25 protein-coding genes and 1 riboswitch are annotated in these 22,116 nt (G+C 53.4%); of the genes, 12 read left to right on the top strand and 13 right to left on the bottom strand.

Features of this window, described 5'->3' with window-relative positions; all coding sequences use genetic code 11:
• Window positions 1–56: 56 nt before the first annotated feature.
• Both tatE and LF929_RS14640 read right to left on the bottom strand, forming a co-directional pair.
• Window positions 57–266, bottom strand: a complete 210-nt coding sequence (tatE, locus tag LF929_RS14635) for a twin-arginine translocase subunit TatE (protein ID WP_226092603.1) — start codon at window positions 264–266, stop codon at window positions 57–59.
• Window positions 267–427: 161 nt separating this feature from the next.
• On the bottom strand, window positions 428–1,216 hold the full coding sequence (locus LF929_RS14640) for a deaminated glutathione amidase (protein ID WP_210174706.1): 789 nt from the start codon (window positions 1,214–1,216) through the stop codon (window positions 428–430).
• 84 nt (window positions 1,217–1,300) lie between these two features.
• Window positions 1,301–1,362: riboswitch (Fluoride riboswitch) on the top strand.
• Window positions 1,363–1,427: 65 nt separating this feature from the next.
• On the opposite strand from LF929_RS14640, the gene crcB reads away from it, so the two are divergent.
• On the top strand, window positions 1,428–1,811 hold the full coding sequence (crcB, locus tag LF929_RS14645) for a fluoride efflux transporter CrcB (protein WP_210174707.1): 384 nt from the start codon (window positions 1,428–1,430) through the stop codon (window positions 1,809–1,811).
• A 63-nt stretch (window positions 1,812–1,874) separates the two neighbouring features.
• On the opposite strand, the gene cspE is transcribed toward crcB, so the two are convergent.
• Window positions 1,875–2,084 (bottom strand): transcription antiterminator/RNA stability regulator CspE, encoded by a 210-nt coding sequence (gene cspE / locus LF929_RS14650; RefSeq protein WP_009113827.1) that lies wholly within the window; start codon window positions 2,082–2,084, stop codon window positions 1,875–1,877.
• A 736-nt stretch (window positions 2,085–2,820) separates the two neighbouring features.
• A complete protein-coding gene (gene ypfM / locus LF929_RS14655; protein WP_146214195.1) occupies window positions 2,821–2,880 on the bottom strand; it encodes a protein YpfM in 60 nt (19 codons plus the stop codon).
• A gap of 229 nt (window positions 2,881–3,109) precedes the next feature.
• On the opposite strand from ypfM, the gene LF929_RS14660 reads away from it, so the two are divergent.
• From LF929_RS14660 to LF929_RS14675, 4 genes are all read left to right on the top strand, one after another.
• Window positions 3,110–3,493 carry an ArsC family reductase gene (locus tag LF929_RS14660; protein ID WP_012883849.1) on the top strand — a complete coding sequence of 128 codons (384 nt, stop codon included), beginning with the start codon at window positions 3,110–3,112 and terminating at the stop codon, window positions 3,491–3,493.
• A complete protein-coding gene (gene dapE / locus LF929_RS14665) occupies window positions 3,474–4,601 on the top strand; it encodes a succinyl-diaminopimelate desuccinylase (RefSeq protein WP_038903741.1) in 1,128 nt (375 codons plus the stop codon). Before LF929_RS14660 ends, dapE begins: the two co-directional genes overlap by 20 nt.
• Complete coding sequence (locus tag LF929_RS14670) at window positions 4,598–5,281, top strand: M15 family metallopeptidase (protein WP_210174709.1); 684 nt, start codon at window positions 4,598–4,600, stop codon at window positions 5,279–5,281. Before dapE ends, LF929_RS14670 begins: the two co-directional genes overlap by 4 nt.
• Window positions 5,282–5,422: 141 nt before the next feature.
• The gene (locus tag LF929_RS14675) at window positions 5,423–5,611 is read left to right on the top strand and encodes a YpfN family protein (RefSeq protein WP_016941995.1); all 189 of its coding nucleotides are present in this window, start codon (window positions 5,423–5,425) and stop codon (window positions 5,609–5,611) included.
• 137 nt (window positions 5,612–5,748) lie between these two features.
• Here the strand turns inward: LF929_RS14675 and ypfH are convergent, their stop codons facing one another.
• The 6 genes from ypfH to dapA all read right to left on the bottom strand — a co-directional run bounded on the left by ypfH (window position 5,749) and on the right by dapA (window position 12,380).
• A complete protein-coding gene (gene ypfH, locus LF929_RS14680; RefSeq protein ID WP_016941996.1) occupies window positions 5,749–6,435 on the bottom strand; it encodes an esterase in 687 nt (228 codons plus the stop codon).
• Window positions 6,436–6,665: 230 nt separating this feature from the next.
• A complete protein-coding gene (locus LF929_RS14685) occupies window positions 6,666–8,693 on the bottom strand; it encodes a tRNA(Met) cytidine acetyltransferase TmcA (RefSeq protein WP_226092604.1) in 2,028 nt (675 codons plus the stop codon).
• A gap of 19 nt (window positions 8,694–8,712) precedes the next feature.
• The gene (locus LF929_RS14690; RefSeq protein ID WP_226092605.1) at window positions 8,713–9,165 is read right to left on the bottom strand and encodes a DUF441 domain-containing protein; all 453 of its coding nucleotides are present in this window, start codon (window positions 9,163–9,165) and stop codon (window positions 8,713–8,715) included.
• Window positions 9,166–9,478: 313 nt separating this feature from the next.
• Complete coding sequence (purC, locus tag LF929_RS14695) at window positions 9,479–10,192, bottom strand: phosphoribosylaminoimidazolesuccinocarboxamide synthase (protein WP_019844578.1); 714 nt, start codon at window positions 10,190–10,192, stop codon at window positions 9,479–9,481.
• Between the two features lie 252 nt (window positions 10,193–10,444).
• Window positions 10,445–11,485, bottom strand: coding sequence for an outer membrane protein assembly factor BamC (gene bamC / locus LF929_RS14700; RefSeq protein ID WP_038903737.1), 1,041 nt, complete (start codon window positions 11,483–11,485; stop codon window positions 10,445–10,447).
• A gap of 16 nt (window positions 11,486–11,501) precedes the next feature.
• The gene (dapA, locus tag LF929_RS14705) at window positions 11,502–12,380 is read right to left on the bottom strand and encodes a 4-hydroxy-tetrahydrodipicolinate synthase (protein ID WP_038903736.1); all 879 of its coding nucleotides are present in this window, start codon (window positions 12,378–12,380) and stop codon (window positions 11,502–11,504) included.
• A 111-nt stretch (window positions 12,381–12,491) separates the two neighbouring features.
• On the opposite strand from dapA, the gene LF929_RS14710 reads away from it, so the two are divergent.
• The 4 genes from LF929_RS14710 to arsC all read left to right on the top strand — a co-directional run bounded on the left by LF929_RS14710 (window position 12,492) and on the right by arsC (window position 15,593).
• The gene (locus LF929_RS14710; protein ID WP_202951912.1) at window positions 12,492–13,097 is read left to right on the top strand and encodes a glycine cleavage system transcriptional repressor; all 606 of its coding nucleotides are present in this window, start codon (window positions 12,492–12,494) and stop codon (window positions 13,095–13,097) included.
• 2 nt (window positions 13,098–13,099) lie between these two features.
• Entirely contained in the window at window positions 13,100–13,567 is a 468-nt protein-coding gene (bcp, locus tag LF929_RS14715; protein WP_012883838.1) for a thioredoxin-dependent thiol peroxidase, read from the top strand.
• Window positions 13,568–13,758: 191 nt separating this feature from the next.
• Complete coding sequence (locus tag LF929_RS14720) at window positions 13,759–15,222, top strand: M48 family metallopeptidase (RefSeq protein WP_038907342.1); 1,464 nt, start codon at window positions 13,759–13,761, stop codon at window positions 15,220–15,222.
• Window positions 15,223–15,236: 14 nt separating this feature from the next.
• Complete coding sequence (gene arsC, locus LF929_RS14725; protein ID WP_038907341.1) at window positions 15,237–15,593, top strand: arsenate reductase (glutaredoxin); 357 nt, start codon at window positions 15,237–15,239, stop codon at window positions 15,591–15,593.
• Window positions 15,594–15,602: 9 nt separating this feature from the next.
• Here the strand turns inward: arsC and hda are convergent, their stop codons facing one another.
• From hda to upp, 3 genes are all read right to left on the bottom strand, one after another.
• Window positions 15,603–16,310 (bottom strand): DnaA inactivator Hda, encoded by a 708-nt coding sequence (gene hda / locus LF929_RS14730; protein WP_016942004.1) that lies wholly within the window; start codon window positions 16,308–16,310, stop codon window positions 15,603–15,605.
• 115 nt (window positions 16,311–16,425) lie between these two features.
• Window positions 16,426–17,730, bottom strand: coding sequence for a uracil permease (gene uraA, locus LF929_RS14735; protein WP_038903732.1), 1,305 nt, complete (start codon window positions 17,728–17,730; stop codon window positions 16,426–16,428).
• Between the two features lie 192 nt (window positions 17,731–17,922).
• Window positions 17,923–18,549, bottom strand: a complete 627-nt coding sequence (upp, locus tag LF929_RS14740; protein ID WP_038903731.1) for a uracil phosphoribosyltransferase — start codon at window positions 18,547–18,549, stop codon at window positions 17,923–17,925.
• Between the two features lie 271 nt (window positions 18,550–18,820).
• On the opposite strand from upp, the gene purM reads away from it, so the two are divergent.
• From purM to galS, 3 genes are all read left to right on the top strand, one after another.
• Window positions 18,821–19,858 (top strand): phosphoribosylformylglycinamidine cyclo-ligase, encoded by a 1,038-nt coding sequence (gene purM / locus LF929_RS14745; protein ID WP_012883832.1) that lies wholly within the window; start codon window positions 18,821–18,823, stop codon window positions 19,856–19,858.
• Complete coding sequence (gene purN / locus LF929_RS14750; protein WP_038903730.1) at window positions 19,858–20,496, top strand: phosphoribosylglycinamide formyltransferase; 639 nt, start codon at window positions 19,858–19,860, stop codon at window positions 20,494–20,496. The genes purM and purN overlap by 1 nt, the downstream gene beginning before the upstream one ends.
• 278 nt (window positions 20,497–20,774) lie before the next feature.
• A complete protein-coding gene (gene galS / locus LF929_RS14755) occupies window positions 20,775–21,773 on the top strand; it encodes an HTH-type transcriptional regulator GalS (RefSeq protein ID WP_038903729.1) in 999 nt (332 codons plus the stop codon).
• The last annotated feature ends 343 nt before the right edge of the window (window positions 21,774–22,116 follow it).

Raw genomic sequence — 22,116 nt, forward strand, 5'->3', positions numbered from 1 at the left:
AAAGCGGATGGGTAGCCCCCTCCGCTTTTTCGTTTCAATACTGTCAGCTGATACGCTTATTCTTTCGGACGCGTCTCGCTGATAGCAGCATGATGTTCATCCTGAGCGGAAGATTTCGCCGCTGGCTGATCATCGTTCATGGCTTTCTTGAAGCCTTTGATAGCCGCGCCCAGATCGCCGCCCAGACTGCGCAATTTATTGGTGCCAAACAGCAGAACAATCAAGGCGCCAATCACTAAAAGTTTGGCAATACTGATACCTTCCATACATACCTACCTGATAATGTGAGCTGGAAAAGCCAGCGCGCTTTAATGCATTAATAATGCTCTTTTTAAATCGATATACCGGATAAGGCAATGCCTATCTGTAACAAAGTAAGACCCAACGCATTACCCGATGCATTTACCCGACCAGAAAAGCCTTACCCTTATCGTAATACAGGTGGCTTAAAGCGATTGTGATGTAGCACAGGTAACTGGCGACGAACGGTTTGAATTCGCTCCAGGTGCAATTCCGCCAGCAACAATTGCGGTTGCTCAGCAGCCTGAGCAATCACCACCCCCATAGGGTCTATCACCATGCTATTGCCGATATTCCTGTCACCACACTCTCCGGTCGCGACCAGATAGCAGGTATTTTCCAGCGCTCGGGTTCGCGCCAGTAACTCCCAGTGAGCTTCTTTGTGCGGCCCTTTCACCCAGGCCGCCGGGACGACCAGAACATCAGCGCCACTAATCGCCAACTGGCGCGCCATCTCGGCAAAACGAATGTCGTAGCACACCATCAACCCGACCCGCATTCCCGCAATCTCCACCACTGGAGGCAACGCACTGCCCGGCGTCACCCGGCGGGACTCCTGTACCGAGAAAGCATCATACAAATGCAGTTTATGGTAATGGGCCAGGACTTCTCCCCGCCGGATAACCAGCAATGTGTTATGCACCTTCCCTTCTGCCGCTGGGGTATGCAAGGTAAACACAACGCTAATATCCAGTGACTGACTCGCCGCCAGCAGTTGGCTAACAAAAGGGCCAGTTATCGGTTGGGCACACCCGACGCCCCATTCTGGGTCCGCATTATCACGCGCCAGTACAGCCTCCGGCAACACCAGCAGATCAGCACCGACAGAGGCAGCCTGTACCATTAATGTCATGCAGGTCTGGGCATTGTCCTGCCATAAACGCTGAACCGCAAATTGACCAAGCGCCACCTTCATATCAGGCTCCTTCATAACCGGCGGATACATTTGGTAAAACTACCACGGCTACAAAACACATCGACATATAGGTAAACTTTATCAGACAGTAACGGAGATGACATTCCTCCATAACCGCCTTTCCGGCTGATGATGTCTACGCGTCCCTCAATCGGCATCACTCGTGCCCTTTCGAGAGTAGTCTAACTTACACCTGAACGAAAAGGTGACTATGTACAGTACGTTACTTGCTATTTTTCTTGGCGGCGGATTGGGCAGCGTCGCACGCTGGCAATTGAGTGTGCGTTTTAACAACCTGTTTCCCCAGATTCCGGCGGGCACGCTGCTGGCAAACCTGTCAGGAGCCTTCATTATCGGTGCCTGCATGAGCTATTTCATCCGCCAGCCTGACCTTCCGCCACACTGGAAACTGTTGCTCACAACCGGTTTCTGCGGTGGTTTGACAACGTTTTCCACCTTTTCCTACGAAATGGTGACCTTACTGCAGAGCGGTGAATGGGCAGCGGCGTTGTTCAATCTGCTGCTTAATTTGCTTGGTTCACTGATGATGACGGCACTGGCATTTGCGCTGATGGGCTGGCTGAGTACCCATTAAGAGAAGAGTAAAATACAAAATAAAAACCCGCCATAAGGCGGGTTTTTCAGGAAATCGGTATAATTAAATAGCGATAACGTTAGCAGCAGAAGGTCCTTTAGCGCCGCTGGTGATTTCAAACTCTACGCGCTGACCTTCAGCCAGGGTTTTGAAACCGTTGCTCTGGATAGCAGAAAAGTGAACGAATACGTCCTTGCTGCCATCTTCCGGAGTAATGAAACCGAATCCTTTGGACTCATTAAACCACTTAACGCTACCTTTAATCTTAGACATCAAACTTACCTTTACATGAATGAACGACACAAAATCTGTGTCAAATACAGTACAGCAAGTAGCGGCGCATTTGTCCAGCCGAACATCACCAAAAAGTGATAAAACATGATAAAAAAGCGAACTGACTCCATTCATCCCACAGATTTACCAGCCGCATCGGCATTATTTGGCATCTTATGCGTGGGTGGTCACTCTCTTTTTATTCGTACATTTTACTAGCACCGCGATCATCGCAAACACCGGGGCGATAAACTGAGATGTCGATGGCCTGAACCGGGGATCACATTGACTACTACTCCGGCGTCTCCGGCGTCACCCAACCCATCCATCTTTGCCAGCGAATGTCGTTATCAACTTATGTCTTTACCACCTTAATCCTCGATCGACATGGCTCACCGACATGGGTAACGACAAATGCAAATAATAGCCTCTTTTATTTACTCAGGCTTCCTCATTTCGCCTTCCTCACCGGCGGCAGAAATCTGAAAAACATGAGCGAAAATTAGCGACATAGATCACAAAAATGAAAAGAGAAAAATGGGGTAAAACGGGGGAGTTTATGGATAACACAACCACCTTAAGCGAAAATTAATTTTTATAAATCAGTTCATTAAAAGCGTTGTCAGTCACATAAAAAAAGCAGCAACCCGTGGGTTGCTGCTTTGGTAACACTCAATATGGGTCCTGGTAACTAATGACAGTAAATAAAATTGTACTAGTCTAAATACATCAGCAATTACTTACGCAGCATTGCGTCGATGAAGCTTTTCCAGTTGTTGAGTTCGATTTCGATCATGTTGGTAGCTCCTTAAGGCTTTGTGGTCTTACAGGGTTATTATACGCTTCTTTTTTGACCAAGATAAAGACTTTGGGGCGCAGAAATGTGCTCTCTTTCGCATTTCCGCAACTTTTCGTTAATTCCAACCCTATGATTTCTTAAGATAATTTTAATACTCTGCCGTATTTCATCGTTATGCGGTATGCTTTTTCGCCTTATAACATGAAAAGTAACGAGTTTTAAATATATGGCTATCACCCTGTATGGAATCAAGAACTGCGACACCATAAAGAAGGCCCGTCGCTGGCTGGAAGAGCATCGTATCGACTATCGCTTCCACGACTACCGGGCAGACGGGTTAACCGCAGAGCGTCTGCAATCATTTATAGATGACATTGGCTGGCAGCCGTTGCTCAACACCCGCGGCACCACCTGGCGTAAGCTGGACGAAGCCTATCGCAACAGCATCAACAACGATGTGGCGGCAAAAGCTGTTATGCTGGAGCAACCGGCGTTGATAAAACGCCCGTTACTGGTAACCGATGATGGGAAAACCCTGCTTGGTTTTAGTGACGACAGCTATCAGCACTTTTTTACGGAGAATACCGCACATGTCTTGCCCGGTAATTGAACTGGCCCAGCAACTCATTAAACGCCCGTCCCTCAGCCCGGATGACGCAGGCTGTCAGGCACTGATGATTGAGCGTCTGAAAGCTATCGGCTTTGTTATTGAAGCGATGGACTTCGGTGATACCCAGAACTTCTGGGCCTGGCGAGGCCAGGGAAAGACTCTGGCATTTGCCGGTCACACCGATGTGGTACCGGTTGGCAACCAAAGTCAGTGGCAGACCCCACCGTTTGAACCCACTATTCGCGATGGCATGTTGTTTGGGCGCGGTGCAGCAGACATGAAAGGCTCGCTGGCCGCCATGGTTGTGGCAGCAGAGCGGTTTGTCGCAGCGCATCCTAATCATCAGGGGCGCCTGGCGTTTCTCATCACCTCTGACGAAGAAGCCAGTGCCGTTAACGGTACCGTCAAGGTGGTCGAAGCATTGATGGCACGCCAGGAGCGGTTGGACTATTGCCTGGTCGGCGAGCCATCCAGTACCGAACGTGTTGGCGATGTGGTGAAAAATGGCCGACGCGGCTCCATCACCGCCAATCTGCGGGTTCATGGCGTTCAGGGGCACGTTGCCTACCCACATCTGGCGGATAACCCGGTGCATCGGGCGATGTCCGCGCTCAATGAACTGGTGGAGACCGTCTGGGATCAGGGCAATGAATTTTTCCCGCCTACCAGCATGCAGATAGCCAATATCAACGCCGGTACCGGTAGCAATAACGTTATCCCTGGCGAACTGTTCGTCCAGTTCAATTTCCGCTTTAGCACTGAATTGACCGATGAACTGATTAAAGAGCAGGTCAAGGCGCTGCTGGACAGCCACCAACTTAATTACACACTGGAATGGCAGTTGTCTGGTCATCCATTCCTGACCGGACGCGGCGAGCTGGTCGATGCCGTCGTCAACGCAGTGGAGCATTACAGTGAAATCACGCCGCAACTCCTGACTACCGGCGGTACGTCAGACGGTCGCTTTATTGCCCGTATGGGTGCGCAGGTTGTCGAATTGGGTCCGGTCAACGCCACCATCCATAAAGTGAACGAGTGCGTCAGCGCTGCCGACCTGCAACTGCTCAGCCGCATGTATCAACGTATTATGGAGCAATTGATCGCATGATGTCCCCCGCCTGCCTGACTGGCAAAAGCGACCGCCATCTGGTGACGTTGAGCGGTTCACACCGTCTGCAGCGTGAAGCGGTCGCGGCGTTTACTGCTATGCAGCAGGCGGCGCGACAAGATGGATTCAATTTACAGCCTGCCAGCACATTTCGCGATTTTGACCGCCAGCGCCAGATCTGGAATGGCAAGTTTACCGGTCAGCGCCCGCTGCTGGACCATCACTGCCAGCCGATCGATGCACTCACACTGGATGAAGGCGCGCGTTGTGAGGCTATTCTGCGTTGGTCTGCATTGCCAGGTGGTAGCCGTCATCATTGGGGCAGTGATCTGGATGTTTACGACCCAGACTTATTACCCGCTGGCCAGAAATTACAACTGGAACCTTGGGAATACCAGTCAGGCGGCTATTTTTCCGGTCTGAACGACTGGCTCACCCGCCATATGGCCCGCTTCGGTTTTTACCGGCCATTCGCCCAGGATAACGGTGGGGTCGCGATAGAACCCTGGCATATCAGCTACGCACCGCTGGCTCAGGTTGCTCAGTCACAGCTAACGCCTGAGTGCATTTTACACGCCTGGCAAGGCGAAGACATTGCCGGGCGGGAATGGCTGGAACCCAATCTACCGAGCCTGTTTCAGCGCTTTATACTGTCTGTTGATACACAATATATCGGTTGATCAATATATCGGTTGATAGACAGTGTATCCGCTGACCTGCTGCATGCAGGTCTGTGTACACCGACAGCCTGAAATAATGGCGGCTTACCAGCTACAATAAGGCGTATACGAGAAGATTCGCCAAAATAACGAGGAACAACCATGGGATGGCTGGCTGATTACTGGTGGGTGATACTGCTGGTGCTAGTGGGAATGCTGGTCAACGGTATCAAAGAGCTACGTCGCCTTGATCATAAACGCTTTTTGAATAACAAACCGCCTTTGCCGCCGCACCGCGATAACAACGCACAGTGGGACGACGAAGACGACTGGCCACAGAAAAAACCCTGAAACATACATGAACATCATAAGGCCGGGTCACTATGTGGCCCGGCCTGTTTATTGATGGGCGGTTTCTGCCGCATTTCTCACTTAAAATACATAGCGTAAAATACGTGGCTTAAAACACGAAACCCGTCATCGGTCAGTTAGCGAAATGCCACCAGCTCACCGCGTTCCCCCATCACCGCCTCATCCCAGAAACGTTTAGGAATATAGTGATGCAGTCGGTCCAACGCGTATTCCATCATGCGGCCATCAATAGCGTGCCCGAGTTGCGGCACCAGATCCAACGTAAAATCCGATCCCTGAGCGCGCAAGCTCTGTGCTGCCTGCCGGGCATGATCCACGGTAATCACCGGGTCTTCCTCACCATGAACCAGATGGACCACAACATCGTACATCGGCTGGTCAGGCAGCGTGGCAAAACGGCCACTGAATGCCACAACCCGCCCAGCCAGATTCTTCTCTGCTTTCAGCGCTTCCAGGATCATGATTGAGCCCTGAGAAAAACCAATCAACGCCGTGTGGGAATAATCGATTCCCGTGGATGCCTGCCAATAGCGAACCGTATCGATAAAACGCGGCATAACGGCATTCACGCGGCGGGCACGGTTATCTTCCGTTACCCCCTGAACCGAAAACCACTGGCGTCCTTCGCCCAAGCCAATCGCTTCCGGGCCCCCCACACTGATAACCTGCGCCATGGGAAATGCATTGGCAAAATAACGGCCAATCTGTCCCATAGAAACCGGGTTGTCGCCTACGCCGTGAAATAGTAAAAACAACTGCTTAGGTGAAGGTGGCTGTTGCACCACAAAATAGTCATGCTTCATATCGCCTCTCCTGCGGTTCTCTTCTGGGGGAACCGACTATGTAAAATATTCAGCGGTCACTATACGCCCCTCGATGGCGGGTCAATATTGAGGTTTATTGAACAAGTTATTCCATTATCCTGTATCAGGATCAGTGTATATGAACGGGGGAAATCAGCAGGTCGTCTCACAGTTTTAGTTGCAAAATTGTGATCGTTACCACTTGAAATAAATCTGAGGAATAAAACCACTTATTTCGCTATAGCGATAATGTCATGCCAGCGTTGCCATTGTGCGGCATCCAAATGCTGCAACGCCTGGGCCGTTTCGGTACGCCAGCGCTGAACCAACGCTTTTTTACCCGCCAGTTGGAGCTGCTGAACGCACTCCGCCACGCTTCTCCCTTGCTCAAGCCACAGCCTTAAGGCCGCCAATGCCATCGGCGAGTGGATTACCAAACGTGACAACGCTCCCTGACAGGCTTCCGGCGGACGGTGAGCCAGAGCAAACCCCGCCAGATTACGCCAGTCATCAACCGTGAATGTCTGTTCTGTCTCCAGTGGCAAATCCAGCGTCAACGGAATATCACGTCGCAGCCAAAACCAATCCCGACGTAATTCATGGTGTGCTAAAGCGGTCAACGCCTCCCCTGCTTCACTGAGCGGGAACAGTGCCATCGCGCTATAGCACCCACTGCTGGCCTCAACATGACTACCGATACGTACCAACCGGAACCCACAACGTTGCCAGAATTGCCACAAATCGGGCTGAAAACCGAAACTGACAGACAGAAAATCCAGCTGCGCCTGTTGAGCCCGTTGCTGTTGATCTCGCACCAGTGCCAGACCGATTCCCTGACCTCGATGGGCGGCTAGCACAGCGATACGACTGATACGACGTGATCGTAACACCGGTGCCTGCCATTGATTAGCGTGTGCGGCCAACGACTGCGCTACCAAATTTCCGCTTGGGCGACGGCGTCCGGCCCACACCTCCTGCGCCAGTGTCGCCGACAATCCCCCTTCATCCACCAGCCAGATAACCCCGCCAACCTTCTCGTCGACACAAGCGCTGGCAACATACATACCGGGGGCATCCATCAAGCGGCGTAAATCTAGCGCAGAAGTACGGTAATGGGCGCTACAGAGCAATCCATAGCAACCTTCCAGGCGTTCGGGCTGGCTCAGCCAGTCATCCTGCCACTCCGGGCGAATAACAGGGGGAGCATCAAGTCGTTCCGGTACCTGTTTTTCAGCATCAGACAGCATCATGCGATCCACAATGTGCTCCAGCGGATCGTGCTGCGCCCAACGTAATGGCTCAGTCAGTTCGATAGCCTGCCAGTCCGGCAATGAGGCACAAAATTTAAGCAGAAAACCACGTCCAGTCCCCTCATAGCCTTGAACCGTGGTTGTCATCACCACCCGACGGAAAAACGGCAATAACGATCGCAATAGCGACGTAGGGATAGCGGCGGCTTCATCAATCAACAGCCAGTCTACCGGTGGTGTGCCGTGCTGCTGACAGAACGCCAACAGGGCGTCCGGTGCCCAAAATGTTGCTGCCTCTCCGGCTTGTCGTAACAGAATCTCGCCAGCAGCGCGTGACGGTGCCGTTACCCAACATCCCCCCTGACACTGGCTTGCCAGCATACCGGACAACGTTGATTTGCCACGCCCACGCAGTGCGGTAATCACCGACACGGCACACGCGGTATGCTGCAGTTGCTGCACGATACGATACTGGCAAGATGTCGGCTCACCGGTAGCAGGCAACCAATCCGGGCGACGTGCAGGGGGAGAAATCACCGGTTCGGCGTCTTGCTGGCGCCATACCACGACCTCTTCATCCGTCAACAGTTGGCGCTGCACATGTCGGATAAAGCGAGGCGTGACTATCGGCTGTGGCTGTTCACTCCAGCGCAGGCTATCGGCATCCGGGCTATCAGGCCACGACGCCCACTCAGGAACCAATAACACGAGCCAACTACCAGCCTTGAGCGCCCCTGCCAACATCGCCAGCGCTTGTGCATCGAAGCCTTCTCTGGCATCAAATACCGCGTGCAGATACTCCTGCCCTAACACTCCACGCACGCGCGAAGGCGCTAAAGGGGTCATGTGCTGCGGTGCCGATGTGCCCACCCACAACCAGTCACCAGGCCGCAGAGCGCTCAAACGTACAGCCTGCTCGCCACACCAGTCAGGCTGGCCGCTTAACACCAGCAGGCGACGAATGCCACAGCGCTGCTGATAATGCTGGCTGACAATGAAAGATTCCACGACACTCCCCAAAGCACACTTAGCCTTTGCCGATCAGTAACGAGAGCAATCCCGCTGCAATCAGTGGCCCCACTGGCACGCCACGAAATAGCGCTACCCCCATCACGGTACCCACCAGCAAACCGGCCACAACCGAGGGTTGGTTACTCATCAGTGCGACGCCTCGCCCACCGAGCCAGGAAACCGCGATACCGATGGCCACAGCCAGTAACGATTTCCAGTGTAAAAACGAAGCGAACACATCACCGGCAGAAATTTTGCCGCTGGCAATGGGTGCCATCACACCGATGGTGAGTACCAGCACCCCAAATGACAGGCCATATTTTTCCACCCACGGGAAATAGTGATTCAGCGGGGTAATACGCACCACCACCAAAAACAAAATAGCCAGGGTAACCGTCATGTTCTGGCTGATAATACCGAGGGCAGCCAATGCCAGTAAGATAAGTAACGTTGGGTCAAAAAAGGCCATAAAACATATCCTTGCCGGAATCAGTCGACACACAGGCGGAGAATAATAGCACTCATTTCACTCAGGCAGCATGATTCACTAAAGCAATATGAAGAGTGCCACGCAGCAGGAGGCCAGCCGCGAAGAGGCATCAGAGAGACCTACGATCGGATGTCGTCAGGCAGTATCCGGCAACGGGCTGACAGGTACCGACTTGTCAGACAAATCGCTACCAGATAGACCTTTGGCTGATTAACAGGTATCAGGTAAACAGCTGTCCCGTTCTGGCAACCGGAAACCACAGCCGCCTGCCAGAACGTAAACGATTGCGCAGTTAGTCCAGTTTAACACCCAGACGGCGTGCGACTTCTTCATAGGCTTCAATCAGGCCACCCAGGCTCTGACGGAAACGGTCTTTATCCATTTTGTTCAGGGTTTCTTTATCCCACAGGCGGCTACCGTCCGGCGAGAACTCGTCGCCCAGCACCACTTCGCCTTTGAACAGACCGAACTCCAGCTTAAAGTCCACCAGGATCAGGCCCGCGTCGCCGAACAGCTTGCTCAGTACTTCATTGGCTTTGTAGCTCAGTTCCTTCATACGCGCCAGATTCTCTTCACTGACCCAGCCGAAGGTCTTGCAGTAGGACTCATTCACCATCGGGTCGTGCATGGCGTCGTTTTTCAGGAACAGGTCGAACAATGGCGGATTGAGAATCTCACCTTCCGTGATACCCAGACGTTTAACCAGCGACCCCGCAGCACGGTTACGCACTACGCATTCGACCGGCACCATTTGCAGCTTCTTCACCAGTACTTCAGTATCCGACAGCAGGCTCACCATCTGGGTTGGGATCCCGGCTTCTTCCAGCTTGGTCATGATGAAGTGGTTGAACTTGTTATTCACCATCCCTTTACGATCAAACTGCTCAATGCGAGCACCATCCCCTGCTGACGTATCATTGCGGAACTCCAGCACCAACAGATCCGGATCTTCCGTGGTGTAGACCGTTTTCGCTTTTCCGCGATACAACTCAGCTAGCTTTTGCATCTTTTATTACTCCACACAAGTAAGGGCCACCCGCACCGGGCCCGTTAATTGAACGTGTTGATAAACCCATCACGTTGATGACTAAATGAATAAGGGCCGGAGAACCCGACCCTTATACCCGTCATACTTCAAGTTGCATGTGCGTTGGCTTTCCTCGCTCACCCCAGGAGCTTACTTAAGTAAGCTCCTGGGGATTCGCTGCGTCGCCGCCTGCCTGCAACTCGAATTATTTAGGGTACATATTCTTGCGTTTTACGACTTGCTGAACGCGGCCTGCAACACTGCGACCAGCGCGTCATTTTGCGACTGGCTTAGCGTATGTCCTTTGGAGTCGATAAATTGCAGCGTACTGCGGTTGCCCAAATCACCGACCTGCAGTTTGTAATCGCCGTTCGGCAATTGTGGATCGCGCGCCCCCAGTTCGTTCCAGGTTCCGCTACCCGGCGCCTTATAGCTGACAGACACCGATCCTTGCGGACGGCTGCGATCGTTAACGGTCATCCCGACTTTATCCAGCGCTTTCGGCAGGCGGTCCCATACCTGATTGTAGGAACCACGCACCACCAGCAACGGCAGGCCAGAATCATCAGCGCCGCTCTGAACATTGAGCTGCTGGCTGTTACGACTAGCCTGAGCGCTGTCATTATCGTTCAGGCGCTTATCCAGTTCGTCAGACAGTGTATTGAGCATCATCGCGGTATAACGCTGAGTTTCGCTACTATCTGTCACCGGGCTGGTGTTCTGTTGCAGATCCAGCAGTTTCACGGTCAGCGCCAGTTGATAGCCTTGCGTCTGCAGCGTTATCTGGTAACGCGCCTGATGCGCGACATCCTCATCTTCACGCTTCCAGGTGATCCAATCGGTCGTCAGTGTCCGGTTGGCATCCTGGCGACTGGCAATCGTATAGCCTTTTGACTGGAGGACTTGCGTCAACACCGACCACAGGCTGCTGTTGCGCGCATTGTTCTCCAGCAACAGCGTCGCCGTATTGCCAGATACCTGACCGCGGGAACCATTCAACAAAGCCAATGGCTGCATCGGCGGGCGAATATCCAGCGCTTTACCAACCAGCCCATTCTGGTTGACCGGAGGAATATCGAAATCCCCGTTCTGCAACGGCAGAATCAGACCGGGCGGTACATTCAACGCCCGGTGTTCGGGTGTTTGCAGATAGGACTCATCGCCGTTAACCTGACGCTTGTAGCGTTGATCGCTGGTACAGGCGGCCAGCAACATGATCAGCGAAACACCGACAACCTTTGCCACCATCGACTTTTGCAATGAAGAACTCATCAAATCTCCCTAACGGTTACAGCAGACCCGCCTGCTTCATAGCCTGCTCCATCACGTCGCGACCAGCATCGGTCAGCGGCGTCATCGGCAGACGAAGCGTATCGGTCGCCATCAATCCCAATGCCTTACAGGCCCATTTCACCGGAATCGGATTGGGTTCAACAAACAGTTTATGATGCAACGGCATCAGACGCTGATTAAGACGGCGGGCTTCAACGAAATTCCCTTGAGCTGCCAGCTTGCACAGCGCCGCCATTTCACGGGCCGCGACATTGGCTGTCACGGAAATCACGCCTTTGCCACCGAGTTGCATAAAGTCCAGCGAGCTGGCGTCGTCGCCGCTCAGCAAAATGAAACCTTCATGAACCAGCTCTTGGATCTGGCTGACACGGCTTAAGTTCCCGGTCGCTTCCTTGATGGCAACAATATTTTTGACTTCTGACAGACGGGCGACGGTTTCCGGCAACATGTCACAACCTGTACGGGATGGCACATTGTAGAGGATCTGCGGCAGGTCGGTATGCTCGGCAATCGCCTTGAAATGCAGGAACAAACCATGCTGGGTCGGCTTGTTGTAATACGGCGTCACGGTCAGGCACCCGGCCACACCCGTATCGTTAAAACGCTGGGTGAGGGAAATCGCCTCAGCCGTTGAATTGGCACCGGTACCGGCGATAACCGGGATTCGGCCGTCGCTTAATTCCAGTGTCAACATCACCACGTCGCCATGCTCATCGTGACTCAAGGTGGCGGACTCGCCGGTGGTGCCCACCGACACAATCGCGGACGTACCGCTAGCGACATGATAATCAATCAGTTTTTTCAGGCTCGCGCGATCAACGGCACCTTTGTCGTCCATCGGCGTCACCAGAGCAACAATACTACCCGTAAACATTAGCCATCCCCTCCACAAACAAGTGCTTCATGGTACTTTTGACTTCTATGCAAAAGCAAGCAGACAACCGTGGTTGTCTGCGCTTGGCAGGTGGTTTTTTTTATGTTTACCATGTTACTCCCAACATTTTGTACAGGAAGCACTATTTTGCCGCGCCCACAAGAACACTATCTGGTCATTACCGCGTTGGGGACGGATCGTCCCGGTATCGTTAATACGATTACCCGCCATGTCAGTAGCTGTGGTTGCAACATCGAAGATAGCCGACTTGCGATGCTGGGCACCGAGTTCACGTTTATCATGTTGCTTTCTGGCAGTTGGAACGCGATTACGCTTATCGAGTCCACCCTGCCACTCAAAGGTGTCGAACTGGATTTGCTGATTGTGATGAAACGTACAGAATCGCAGTCCCGCCCACCGATGCCTGCTACCGTGTGGGTCAAAGTGGATGTTGCTGACTCCCCACACATCATTGAACGCTTTACTGATCTGTTTGATTCTCATCAAATGAACATCGCTGAGCTGGTGTCAAAAACTCGCCCTGCCGATGGCAATACACCGCCGCAACTGTATATCCAGATTACAGCGCACAGCCCGGCTGCGTTAGCCGGTTCAATTATTGAGCCAGCCTTTCATCAGCTATGTACAGAACTGCACGCGCAAGGCAGTATTAGCGTTGTGAACTATCCACAGCACGAAGAGAAAGATGGAGAGTAGTGATGACCACACTGAAAGCCGGTGATACCGCACCGAAATTTAGCTTGCCCGACCAGGATGGCGAACAAGTTAATTTGGCCGACTTCCAGGGACAACGGGTGTTGGTGTATTTCTATCCCAAGGCCATGACGCCAGGTTGCACCGTGCAAGCCTGTGGGCTTCGCGATAACATGGACGAGCTGAAGACATTCGGCGTTGAGGTTCTGGGTATCAGCACCGATAAGCCGGAGAAATTGTCCCGCTTTACGGAAAAAGAGCTGCTGAACTTTACCTTGCTGGCTGATGAAGACCATCAGGTAGCAGAGCAGTTCGGCGTATGGGGTGAAAAAACCTTCATGGGTAAAACCTATGATGGCATTCACCGGGTCAGTTTTCTGATCAACGCTGAAGGCAACATCGAAAAAGTATTCGATGACTTCAAGACCAGTAATCACCACGATATCGTATTGAATTACTTAAAAGGTGCCTGAACCTTTTCCTTTTCTTGATTATTCTGCTCCTGATTATTGCCGACGCGGTATTCGGTGCGTCGGCAAACCACAAGCCACCACGCATTTCCCATTTTTTACACCGCCTTTTTCCCTATTCATGTTTCATTGTTTGCCACTGCTGGCTAAGATGATGACCATTCTTTCAGGTTGTTCGAAAGGTTGTCTTCGTTATGTCCTATCGGTTCAAACAGACGGTCATCACCCTACTGGCAGGCGCGTTACTGAGCGCAAGCCCGCTGATGGTCACAGCCACGACACAGGACACGTTGCCGGATATCGGCACCACCGCAGGCGGAACGCTCAGTATTAATCAGGAACTGGTGATGGGGGATTTCTACCTGCGCCAGTTGCGTGCCGGTGCGCCGCTGATTAACGACCCGCTGTTGCTGCAGTACATCAATCAGTTGGGTGGACGATTGGTGAAGTCGGCCGATTCCGTGCGTACGCCGTTTCACTTTTTTCTGGTCAACAACGACGAAATCAACGCCTTCGCCTTCTTCGGCGGCAATGTCGTGCTGCACTCAGGGCTATTCCGCTATGTGGAAAGTGAAAGTGAGCTGGCCTCGGTACTGGCGCACGAAATCTCCCACGTAACCCAGCGTCATCTGGCTCGCGCCATGGAAGCTCAGAAAGCCAGCGCACCGCTCGCCTGGGCCGGCGCGTTTGGTTCACTGCTGCTGGCGATGGCAAACCCACAGGCCGGGTTCGCCGCACTCAGCGGTACGCTGGCAGGTGCACAACAAAGCGTCATCAGCTTTACCCAGGCGAATGAACAGGAAGCGGACCGTATCGGGATTCAGGTATTACAACGGGCCGGGTTTGACCCACAGGCGATGCCCAACTTCCTGCAACGATTGGCGGACATCTCGCGCTACGCCACTAAACCGCCGGAAATGTTGCTGACACACCCGTTGCCGGAAAGCCGACTTTCGGACGCCCGCAACCGCGCCAATCAGATGAAATCCACCCCGGTGCACTCCTCTCAGGACTTTCTATTCGCCAAGGCGCGGGTGTTGGGAATGTACGTCTCGCAAGATAACCCGTATGGTGCCGCCCTGTTAGACAACTGGGCCAAAGGCAATGCACGCGAGCAGTTGGCCGCTCAATACGGCCGAGCTATTCGGGCCTATCAAGCCAAAAAGTACGATGAAGCACGCGCGACGCTGCAACCCTTGCTGGATAAATCGCCGTCAAGCCCCTGGTTTCTTGATCTGATGACGGATATCGATATCGGCCAGCAGCGTGCAGATCAAGCCGTCGCCCGTTTGCAGAAAGTGCCGGATGCGCAGGACAACCCAGTCCTGCAGATCAATCTGGCTAACGCGATGGTAGAAAGCCATAAATCCGCCGACGCTATTCGTATCTTGCGTAAATACACCTATGCCCATCCGGACGATCCAAATGGCTGGGACTTACTGGCGCAGGCTTCTGCAGCACAGAACATGCGCGGTGAAGAGCTGGCATCCCGGGCAGAAAGCCTGGCACTTAACGGCAAACTGGATCAGGCGATTCGTTTGCTGAGTAACGCCAGCTCACAAAGTAAGCTCGGCAGCCTCGATCAGGCACGCTACGACGCACGCATCGACCAGTTACGTGCGATGCAGCAACGTTTCCGCCCTTATGAAAAATCCTGAAAAAGGTAAATGGAATGAGTAAATCGGTGACCATCTATCATAATCCTCGTTGCTCCAAGAGCCGCGAAACACTGACGCTGCTCCAGCAACAAGGCATCGAACCGGAGGTGGTGCTGTATCTGGATACGCCACCGGATGCCGCTACCCTCACCAGGCTGATTAAACAACTGGGATTTAACAGTGCGCGCGAACTGATGCGTCGAAAAGAAGAGTTGTACCGCGAATTGAATCTGGCTGACGACACACTGACAGAGGCTCAACTGATTGATGCAATGGTCACCCACCCGAAATTGATTGAACGCCCAATCGTGGTTGCCAACGGCCACGCTAAACTGGGTCGCCCACCAGAACAGGTGCTGGATATCCTGTGACAGATGGCATTACAGCCCGAGGATCTCTTTAACGAAAGGGATCGTCAGTTTACGTTGGGCGGTGATGGACGCGTGATCGAGCTGGTCCAGCGTCATAAATAACGTGCGCATTTCCCGATCCAGCCGCTTTAGCAAAAAGCGGCTGACGTCTTCCGGCAGTTCAAAACCACGCAACCGGGCCCGCAATTGTAACGCCTCGCCTTTTTCTTCATCCGACAACGGCTGCAACCGATAGATTTGCCCCCAGTCGAGACGTGAAGCCAGATCCGCCAGTTGCAGATTGATCTGACGCGGCGGACGATCGCCGGTAATCAGCAAGCGGGTGCGTCCACCTTCCTGAATGCGGTTGTATAGATTAAACAGTGCCATTTCCCACGCGTCATCACCGGCGATCGCTTCAATATTGTCGATACAGACCAGCGACAGTTGCTCCATCCCGTCCAGTACCTCTGGAACGAAATAGGCACGCTTATCCAACGGCACATAGCCGACCGCACGACCAAGACGGGACAATTCAGCGCAGGCTGCATGCAACAGGTGACTACGGCCGCCGCCTTCACGTGACCAGAAATAGATGTAACTGCCATGTTCCTGATCTAACGTCGTATGGATAGCAGCCAGCAGAGACGTGTTTTCTCCCGGGTAGAAACTGGCAAAGGTTTCGTCATCGGGTAAGTAGAGTGGCAATGATAACTGTGCCGGTGTGTTCAGAAGCACCTCAAACCAAACAGGCAGGAAAACGAATCAAGTTTAGCATAGAAACCTTTTGCGATTGAACCGGCATCCCGCCGGTTCAACGCACCGCCCGTCGCAACATCAACGGGCTGGAGAATTAGTGTGCAGAAGAGGAGTGAGCAGAAGTGTTGTCGTCCGCCTCATCAATCACCTCTTCTTCTTTACGGAACAGGCTGATAACGCGAAACACGAGGCTCAGGAACACTCCCACCACCGTGGCCAGCGCCATCCCTTTGAGCTCGACCGCGCCCAGGTGGATCTTCGCGCCGCTGACGCCGATGATCAGGATGACCGAGGTCAGGATCAGGTTCTGTGCCTTGTTGTAATCCACTTTGGATTCGATCAGCACACGAATACCAGATGCCCCGATAACACCGTACAACAGCAGTGACACGCCCCCCATCACTGGAACTGGCACGGCCTGAATTGCCGCAGCCAGCTTACCGACGCAAGAGAGCAGAATCGCAATGATCGCCGCGCCGCCGATAACCCAGGTACTGTACACTTTGGTAATCGCCAGTACGCCGATATTCTCACCGTACGTCGTATTCGGTGTGGAACCAAAAAAGCCGGATAACATGGTAGAAATGCCGTTAGCAAACAACGACCGGTGCAGACCTGGGTCACGCATCAGATCTTTTTTCACGATATTGGCGGTGACCACCAGATGGCCCACATGTTCGGCGACTACCACCAGCGCGGCGGGCAGTACCGTCAGCATCGCCACCCACTCAAAACGCGGCGTATAAAAGGTGGGTAAAGCGAACCAGTGCGCCTGAGCGATCGGCGTTAAATCCACCATGCCCATCACGAAAGCAAGCGCATACCCTACCAGTACGCCAATCAGGATAGGGATAATCGCCAGAAAACCGCGAAACAAGACGGAGCCCAGCACGGTTACCGCTAGCGTTACCAGTGAAACAGTGACGGTCTTGGTATCCATTTCAGTACCGGCAGCAGGCAGCAAGCCAGCCATGTTGGCCGCCACACCCGCCAGTTCCAGCCCGATTACCGCGACAATCGCCCCCATCGCCGCCGGTGGGAAAATCACGTTCAGCCAGCCAGTTCCGACTTTTTTCACCAGCAACGCCACCAGACAAAACAGTGCGCCGCACAGAATAAAACCGCCCAGCGCCACTTCATATCCCTGCGGCAATAGCAGAAAGACCGGCGAGAGAAACGCAAAACTCGAACCCAGATACGCCGGGATTTTACCTTTACAGATAAACAGATAAAGCAGTGTCCCGATGCCGTTGAACAGCAGTACGGTCGCCGGGTTAATTTTGAACAGAATGGGCACCAGTACGGTGGCTCCGAACATCGCAAACAGATGCTGGAAACTCAGCGGTATCGTTTGCAAAAGTGGGGGGCGTTCACTGACGCCGATGGCGCGACGAGTCATCGTGTTTTCCTCTGTGTCTCAGACTGAAAAATACCGGGAACCCCGGCAGAAAGTTCAGCGCCGACCACTCTTCATCTCATCGACGCTGAAAAAATGTCGCCATCCGTGGAATGCGCAGGGGCCAGCCGTTAGGTTAGGTCAGAAACGGCGGCTTATACGCAAAAAAAAGCCGACTCTACAGTCGGCTGGATATCATTTCGTACCAAACAGCTTGTCGCCCGCATCGCCCAGGCCCGGCATAATGTAACCGTGTTCGTTGAGGCCCTTGTCGATGGAGGCGGTGTACAACTCTACATCCGGATGCGCTTTCTCCAGCGCAGCAATCCCTTCAGGCGCAGCAACCAGCACCAGCACCTTAATGCTAAGGCAACCGGCTTTCTTCAGCAGGTCGATAGTGGCAATCATCGAGCCGCCAGTCGCCAGCATCGGGTCAACGACCAGCGCCATGCGTTCGTCGATGTTAGAAGCCAGTTTCTGGAAATAGGGAACCGGCTCCAGCGTTTTTTCGTCGCGGTACATCCCTACCACGCTGATACGCGCACTCGGTACGTTTTCCAGCACCCCTTCCATCATGCCAAGGCCAGCACGCAGGATCGGTACGACGGTAATTTTTTTACCTTTGATTTGGTCAACTTCAACCGGGCCGCACCAGCCTTCGATGGTCACTTTTTCCGTCGCCAAATCGGCGGTGGCTTCATAGGTCAGCAAACTACCGACTTCAGACGCCAGTTCGCGAAAACGCTTGGTACTGATATCGTGCTCGCGCATCAGACCCAGTTTATGCTTAACGAGCGGGTGTTTTACCTCGACGATTTTCATTACTTTTTACTCCCATCGGCAGTGGACGGCCAAAAAAATCGCGGGATTATACCGCTTTTTCAAATGTACGCCATAGATTCCAGTCTGATCCAAATCAAGCGAAAACGGAAATTATCGCTATCCCTCCCCCCAGACCGCCGATAGCGGCCTTCATCGTCTTCTGACGAAAGCGCCACACAGCGAAGACACCGCTCGCAAACGTTTGCTTACGCTGTTAGAATTAGCGCGCTCCATTTTTTAAACCAATCGTAACCTCCGTGGGGACTCCGCAGTGACCGATAAAACCTCTCTCAGCTATAAAGACGCAGGCGTGGATATTGATGCTGGTAATGCATTGGTAGACCGTATCAAAGGTGTAGTGAAACAGACCCGTCGCCCGGAAGTCATGGGTGGATTGGGCGGTTTCGGTGCCCTGTGCGCCTTACCGCAAAAATACCGCGAACCGGTACTGGTTTCCGGTACCGATGGGGTTGGCACCAAGCTGCGTCTGGCGATGGACCTGCAGCGTCACGATACGATTGGTATCGACCTGGTGGCAATGTGCGTCAACGACCTGGTAGTACAAGGTGCCGAGCCGCTGTTTTTCCTGGATTATTACGCCACCGGTAAGCTGGATGTAGACACGGCAGCCCGCGTTATCACCGGTATCGCCGAAGGCTGCAAACAGTCTGGCTGTGCGCTGGTGGGCGGCGAAACGGCTGAAATGCCCGGCATGTATCACGGTGATGATTACGACGTGGCCGGTTTCTGCGTCGGCGTGGTTGAAAAAGCCGAGATTATCGACGGCAGTAAAGTACGCGAAGGCGACGCACTGGTAGCACTGGCTTCCAGCGGCCCGCACTCCAACGGTTACTCGCTGATCCGTAAAATCCTCGAAGTGAGTGGCGCTAATCCGGAACAGATTCAACTGGATGGCAAACCACTGGCTGATCACCTGCTGGCCCCGACTAAAATTTACGTGAAATCCGTACTGTCACTGATTGAAAACGTAGACGTACACGCCATTTCGCACCTGACCGGCGGCGGTTTCTGGGAAAACATTCCGCGTGTATTGCCGGAAGGTATGCAGGCGACGATCGAAGAATCCAGCTGGCAGTGGCCGTCTGTGTTCCAGTGGCTGCAGCAAAATGGCAACGTCAGCCGTCACGAAATGTATCGCACCTTTAACTGTGGCGTGGGCATGATCATCGCGCTGCCAGCCGAACAGGCGGACAACGCTATCGCTCACCTTACCAGCAACGGTGAAACTGCCTGGAAGATCGGTGTCATTACCCGTACCGATGGCGGAGAAACCGTGGTCATCCAGTGATGAAAAACATCGTTGTCCTGATTTCAGGTCAGGGAAGCAATCTGCAGGCGTTAATTGACGCCTGCCAGCATGGTCGCCTTCCCGGGCGAATTAGTGCGGTATTGAGCAATAACCCTGATGCTTTCGGCCTCAAGCGGGCTCGTGACGCCGGTATAGCAACCCATGCGCTACTGCCGGGCGATTACGCCAGTCGTGTCGATTTCGATGCAGCACTGGCAGTCGAAATCGAGAAATATCAGCCAGATGTCGTGGTATTGGCTGGATATATGCGGATCCTCAGCGCCGAATTCGTTACCCGTTTTCTGGGGAAAATGCTGAATATCCACCCGTCGCTGCTGCCCAACTATCCCGGCTTGCATACCCATCGCAAGGCGCTGGAAAACGGTGACAGCGAGCACGGCACCTCGGTGCATTTTGTCACCGAAGAGTTGGATGGTGGCCCGGTTATTCTGCAAGCCAGAGTGCCCATTTTTCCCGGCGATACCGAGCAGGATATTCAAGAGCGGGTGCAAACGCAGGAACACAGCATCTACCCGCTGGTTGTCGGCTGGTTCCTGGCAGGACGTCTGGCACTGCGCGATAATCACGCCTGGCTTGACGGCGAAGTGATTCCCGCAAGCGGCTACGCCGCCGAATAAACCTCCTGATTCAGCGTCCGCCTACCTCACGCCCTGGCATCGCCGGGGCGTTGTTTTTGCGTGTTATCCTCGTCATGCCTTCATAAACAGAGTCGCATCAAGCCGCGCTCTTTTTCCCGGATAATGACCCTCGTCACAAAGGTTACAGAATTGTATGTAACCGCTTTCATCACTGTGACATGACTCACGTAGTCTATCCATAACGCCTGACAGAATAAGCCCAACAGGTTGAATGCCAGAGGCGCCCTTGTGAACTTTTTCTTCTGTGGTGAGTATGCATGATTACCATCCGTGATGTCGCACGTCAGGCGGGCGTTTCCATCGCTACCGTTTCCCGTGTGCTCAATAACAACAGCGCGGTCACCCAACAGACACGCGATCTGGTGCTGCAAACCGTCGAACAATTAGGGTACCGGCCTAATGCTAACGCGCAGGCACTGGCATCACAGGTCAGTGACACCATTGGTGTGGTGGTCATGGACGTGTCGGACCCGTTCTTCGGCGCGATGGTCAAAGCCGTCGATACCGTGGCACAGCGCCTGCAAAAGCATGTGCTGATAAACAACTCCTACCACCAGGAAGAAAAGGAACGGCATGCCATCGAAGTCCTGATCCGCCAGCGTTGTAACGCGCTGATCGTGCATGCCAAAGCCTTATCCGATGAGGAGCTGGCAGGCTTCATGGATCAGGTCCCCGGCATGGTGCTGATCAACCGGGTGCTGCCGAACTACGCGCACCGCTGCGTCTGCCTCGATAACATCAGCGGTGCCATGATGGCGACCCGTATGTTGTTACAACAGGGGCATCAACGCATTGGTTATCTGCGATCCAGCCACCCGATAGAAGACGTAACGGAACGTCTGACTGGCTGGCGACAAGCGTTACAGGAACATGGCATCGAGCCACCTGATGAGTGGATTGCCGCCGGCGAGCCTGACCTGCAGGGGGGAGAAGCGGCGATGGTGGAACTGCTGGGACGCAACCAGCAGTTAACAGCCGTCTTCGCTTATAACGACGGTATGGCCGCGGGCGCCTTAATGGCGTTGAAAGATAATGGCATTTCGGTACCGGAACGGTTCTCGGTGGTCGGCTTCGATGATATCCCCATTTCCCGTTACACCGACCCGCGCCTGACCACTATCCGCTACCCTATTGTTTCTATGGCGAAAATCGCCACAGAGCTGGCGCTAAAAGGCGCGGCAGGGTTGCTGGACCCAACAGCCAGACACTGTTTCATGCCGACGCTGGTACGGCGGCATTCGGTGGCGGCCCGTTAAAATGTGGAAGCGGTCACTAATTCATTCAAATCATCCATGTAACCGCTTTCAATTTGTGAGTAAATTCACAGTTAATTAACATTGCGCTCTCTATGATGGTGGCGTACTGCGTAGGCCGGACGCCTTGTAACACGGTCGCCCAGTCAGTTGAATTGTTAGCGGCCGCCACGGCGAAAACGTTCACAATATCAGTTTCAGGACGCTGTTTATATTCAGGATGCATTATCAGGTCGCGCTGCCAACCGGCGAACGCCGCCTGAAACAGGGAAGTCAGGCTTTAAGCGGGCCATGCCTGCAAACTCCATCAGACCGGCGTTACCCGCCACTGATGACGACTAACTGA

This window comes from Dickeya oryzae (assembly GCF_020406815.2).
GTDB lineage: Bacteria > Pseudomonadota > Gammaproteobacteria > Enterobacterales > Enterobacteriaceae > Dickeya > Dickeya oryzae.

Bases quoted from the DNA above. Each gene is read 5' to 3' on its own strand.
- tatE (WP_226092603.1), bottom strand. From the start codon at position 266: ATGGAAGGTATCAGTATTGCCAAACTTTTAGTGATTGGCGCCTTGATT.
- LF929_RS14640 (WP_210174706.1), bottom strand. From the start codon at position 1,216: ATGAAGGTGGCGCTTGGTCAATTTGCGGTTCAGCGTTTATGGCAGGAC.
- crcB (WP_210174707.1), top strand. From the start codon at position 1,428: ATGTACAGTACGTTACTTGCTATTTTTCTTGGCGGCGGATTGGGCAGC.
- cspE (WP_009113827.1), bottom strand. From the start codon at position 2,084: ATGTCTAAGATTAAAGGTAGCGTTAAGTGGTTTAATGAGTCCAAAGGA.
- LF929_RS14660 (WP_012883849.1), top strand. From the start codon at position 3,110: ATGGCTATCACCCTGTATGGAATCAAGAACTGCGACACCATAAAGAAG.
- dapE (WP_038903741.1), top strand. From the start codon at position 3,474: ATGTCTTGCCCGGTAATTGAACTGGCCCAGCAACTCATTAAACGCCCG.
- LF929_RS14670 (WP_210174709.1), top strand. From the start codon at position 4,598: ATGATGTCCCCCGCCTGCCTGACTGGCAAAAGCGACCGCCATCTGGTG.
- LF929_RS14675 (WP_016941995.1), top strand. From the start codon at position 5,423: ATGGGATGGCTGGCTGATTACTGGTGGGTGATACTGCTGGTGCTAGTG.
- ypfH (WP_016941996.1), bottom strand. From the start codon at position 6,435: ATGAAGCATGACTATTTTGTGGTGCAACAGCCACCTTCACCTAAGCAG.
- LF929_RS14690 (WP_226092605.1), bottom strand. From the start codon at position 9,165: ATGGCCTTTTTTGACCCAACGTTACTTATCTTACTGGCATTGGCTGCC.
- purC (WP_019844578.1), bottom strand. From the start codon at position 10,192: ATGCAAAAGCTAGCTGAGTTGTATCGCGGAAAAGCGAAAACGGTCTAC.
- bamC (WP_038903737.1), bottom strand. From the start codon at position 11,485: ATGAGTTCTTCATTGCAAAAGTCGATGGTGGCAAAGGTTGTCGGTGTT.
- dapA (WP_038903736.1), bottom strand. From the start codon at position 12,380: ATGTTTACGGGTAGTATTGTTGCTCTGGTGACGCCGATGGACGACAAA.
- LF929_RS14710 (WP_202951912.1), top strand. From the start codon at position 12,492: ATGTTACTCCCAACATTTTGTACAGGAAGCACTATTTTGCCGCGCCCA.
- bcp (WP_012883838.1), top strand. From the start codon at position 13,100: ATGACCACACTGAAAGCCGGTGATACCGCACCGAAATTTAGCTTGCCC.
- LF929_RS14720 (WP_038907342.1), top strand. From the start codon at position 13,759: ATGTCCTATCGGTTCAAACAGACGGTCATCACCCTACTGGCAGGCGCG.
- arsC (WP_038907341.1), top strand. From the start codon at position 15,237: ATGAGTAAATCGGTGACCATCTATCATAATCCTCGTTGCTCCAAGAGC.
- uraA (WP_038903732.1), bottom strand. From the start codon at position 17,730: ATGACTCGTCGCGCCATCGGCGTCAGTGAACGCCCCCCACTTTTGCAA.
- upp (WP_038903731.1), bottom strand. From the start codon at position 18,549: ATGAAAATCGTCGAGGTAAAACACCCGCTCGTTAAGCATAAACTGGGT.
- purN (WP_038903730.1), top strand. From the start codon at position 19,858: ATGAAAAACATCGTTGTCCTGATTTCAGGTCAGGGAAGCAATCTGCAG.
- galS (WP_038903729.1), top strand. From the start codon at position 20,775: ATGATTACCATCCGTGATGTCGCACGTCAGGCGGGCGTTTCCATCGCT.